The sequence below is a fragment of the Intrasporangium chromatireducens Q5-1 genome, assembly GCF_000576575.1.
In the GTDB taxonomy this organism is placed as follows: domain Bacteria; phylum Actinomycetota; class Actinomycetes; order Actinomycetales; family Dermatophilaceae; genus Intrasporangium_A; species Intrasporangium_A chromatireducens.
In genome coordinates, this window is record NZ_AWQS01000362.1 from 1 (window position 1) to 2,835 (window position 2,835).

General features: G+C 71.0%; 2 protein-coding genes and 2 pseudogenes. 1 reads left to right on the forward strand and 3 read right to left on the reverse strand.

What is annotated here, in order from left to right; all coding sequences use genetic code 11:
- Positions 1-100 precede the first annotated feature (100 nt).
- Positions 101-502, reverse strand: a complete 402-nt coding sequence (locus tag N864_RS26495; RefSeq protein WP_476702747.1) for a WCX domain-containing protein — start codon at positions 500-502, stop codon at positions 101-103.
- Positions 487-1,065, reverse strand: a pseudogene (locus N864_RS26500) (helix-turn-helix transcriptional regulator); the annotation flags it as partial. The pseudogene N864_RS26500 and the gene N864_RS26495, both read right to left, overlap by 16 nt.
- Before the next feature lie 50 nt (positions 1,066-1,115).
- On the opposite strand from N864_RS26500, the gene N864_RS26355 reads away from it, so the two are divergent.
- Positions 1,116-2,339 carry a DinB family protein gene (locus N864_RS26355; protein WP_338033665.1) on the forward strand — a complete coding sequence of 408 codons (1,224 nt, stop codon included), beginning with the start codon at positions 1,116-1,118 and terminating at the stop codon, positions 2,337-2,339.
- A 54-nt stretch (positions 2,340-2,393) separates the two neighbouring features.
- Here the strand turns inward: N864_RS26355 and N864_RS20995 are convergent.
- Positions 2,394-2,835 (reverse strand): annotated as a pseudogene (locus N864_RS20995) (immune inhibitor A domain-containing protein); the annotation flags it as partial.

Below are 2,835 nucleotides of genomic sequence, written 5' to 3' on the forward strand. Positions count from 1 at the left end.
CCCATCGACAGTGCAGCACTTCCCATCGAGAGTGCAGTACTTCCCATCGAGCGTGCAGTACTTCCCATCGACAGTGCAGCAGTTCGCATCGACAGTGCCCTCACGAGGTCGCGCGGGTCAGCCGGGCGGCCATGTCCCGCATGACGTCCCGCAGCTCGGGGGGAGACTCCACCTCGATCTCCCACGGGAGGGCTCCGAGATGCAGCGCCATCCAGCGCAGGTCGCTGCCACCCGCCTCGAGGATGGTGTGCTCTGCTCCGTCGGCCGTGAGGGTCCCGACCGACGCGGGCACGGCTCGTTCGACCTCCCCTTGGGCGCCGCGATCCGGACACGGGCGACGTGCTCGTATGCCGCCTGGCTGATCGCCCGTCGGACGTAGGCCGTCGCGTCGGGCGCCTCTCGAGGACGGAAGCGCCAGCCCCCAGACCGCACTGCGGCCATCCGGTCGAGCCGGAAGGTGCGCCAGTCCTCGCGATCCAGGTCGAAGGCCATCAGGTACCACCGGCGACCGGTCGCGACGAGGCGGTACGGCTCCACCCGGCGTTCGGAGTCTCCGCGAGGAGCGTTGTAGGTGAAGGTGATCCGCTCGGTCTCCCGGACTGCCCGCGCGATGGTGAGCAGCGTGCTGGAGTCCACGCTCGGCGTCGGTCCGTCGAGGGTGACGGTGGCACTGTGGATGGCATCCACCTGGGCATGCAGGCGCGAGGGCAGGACCTGGTCCAGCTTGGCGAGGGTTCGCATGGCGGCCTCTCCCAAACCCTCCACGGTGCCGCCGGCAGCGAGCCGCAGACACACGGCCACGGCGACGGCCTCCTCGTCGTCGAGCAGGAGCGGGGGCAGCCGACGGCCCGTGCCGAGCTGGTAGCCGCCGGCCGCGCCGTGTGCGGCGCGGACCGGGTAGCCGAGCTCGCGGAGCCGCTCGACGTCGCGTCGGACGCTGCGCGTCGTCACCCCCAGCCGTTCGGCGAGCTCGGTCCCGCTCCAGGTCGGGCGGGACTGGAGCAGGTCGAGCAGCCGCAGGATCCGCGCCGTCGGCCCGAGTGGTGTCGCCATGTCGACCAGCATGCCCGACCCTGCGGACAGGATCTGTCCTAGTTGCCTGTCACGGTGGTCTCATGACACCGAACCCGGCCGGGACGACCTGGCGTGACCCCCTCCTCGAGCAGCTCGACTGGCACTGGAGCAACCAGCTCCGCCCGCGGCTCGACGGCCTGACCGACGCCGAATACCTATGGGAGCCGACTCCGGGCGCCTGGAACATCCACGCCCGCGGTGTGGGCACGACCGAGTTCCAGGGCGGCTCGGGCGACTTCACCGTCGACTTCGCCCACCCCGCGCCCACACCGGCCCCCGTGACGACGATCGCCTGGCGCCTCGCACATCTCGTCGTCGGCGTCTTCGGCGCCCGCGTGCACGGCCACTTCGGTGGCCCGGAGGTCGACTACGTCAGCTTCGACTACGCCGGCACGGCCGCAGGCGCGCTCAAACAGCTCGACGACATGTATGCCGCTGGCTGGCCGGGGTGCGCACGTGGAGCGACGACGACCTCCTCGAGCCGTGCGGGCCGGCCGAGGGCCCGTGGCACGAGACCTCGCGGGCAGGCCTCGTCCTGCACATCAACCGCGAGGCGATCCACCACGGCGCCGAGATCGCGCTGCTCCGCGACCTCTGGGCGCACCGCAACGACTGACCGCGCCCACATCCCGAAGCCTCACGAGCAGACAAGAGGAGATCACATGCCTGGCAGTGTCCGACCCGTCGCCGACGAACGCGACGGACTCATCGCCTATCTCGACCAGCAGCGCGACGCCTTCGCTTCGGCGGCCTACGGCCTGACGGAGGAACAGATCCGGGTGGCCCCGACGGCGGGCACCCTGACCATCGGCGGGCTCATCAAGCACGTCACGAACTGCGAGCGCGGGTGGGTGGACCGGATCGCTGCCGCACCCGAGCCACCCGCACCCGACAGCCGACCGGCGGCTGAGCGCCAAGCGGCATACGGCAGCGACTTCGTCGTGACAGAGGGTGACACCCTCGAGTCCCTCCTCGCCCAGCTCCGGGCCGGCGGCGAGCGCACGCGGCAGGTGCTCGCCCACGCCGACCTCGACGCCCCCGTTCCGGTCCCGCGCGACGCGCCATGGTTCCCGAAGGACATCGAGGCGTGGTCGGTCCGGTGGGTGGTGCTGCACCTCATCGAGGAGCTGGCGCGGCACGCAGGCCACGCCGACATCGTGCGCGAGTCGATCGACGGGGCCACGATGTACGAGCTCGTCGCGGGGCGCGAGGGGTGGCCCGAGACGGCCTGGCTCAAACCCTGGCGACCGGCCGCGAGCGCCTGAGCCGACCCCGCGCGGACGGACGGTCCGCGCGGGGCCGAGCTCAGCGGCATACGGCTACTTGTTGACGTGGACCTGCATGAAGGAGCTCTGCGCCGACGTGCTGACGACGCGGATCGTCGTGCCGGTCCCGGGCAGCGGCACGCTCGACCAGCCCTTGTTGCCGATCGACGCGTCCGGGGCCACCCAGTAGCTCTTCGTGTCGTCGAACAGCGGGTTGGCCGGCAGTCCGCCGTAGCACGCCGACACGGTGGAGGTCGTGTGCAGGCAGATCCGGTCGGTCGACTCGAGCCCGAAGGTCGAGTCGTACGACTGCATCCGTGGCCGCCACATCAGGCCGTTGTCCGGCCGGATCAGCAGGTCGGGGTGCGCGTCGACGGGCAGGTAGAGGCCGCCGCACCGACCGCTCGCGCAGTGGTCGCCGACGTTGTTGTCGGGGAACGACTCGTCGTAGTACCAGACGAGCAGCCCGTCCTGGTAGGGGAAGTGCTCCACCCAG

Coding starts and splice junctions, on each gene's coding strand:
- N864_RS26355 (WP_338033665.1), top strand. CDS start 1,116: ATGACACCGAACCCGGCCGGGACGACCTGGCGTGACCCCCTCCTCGAG.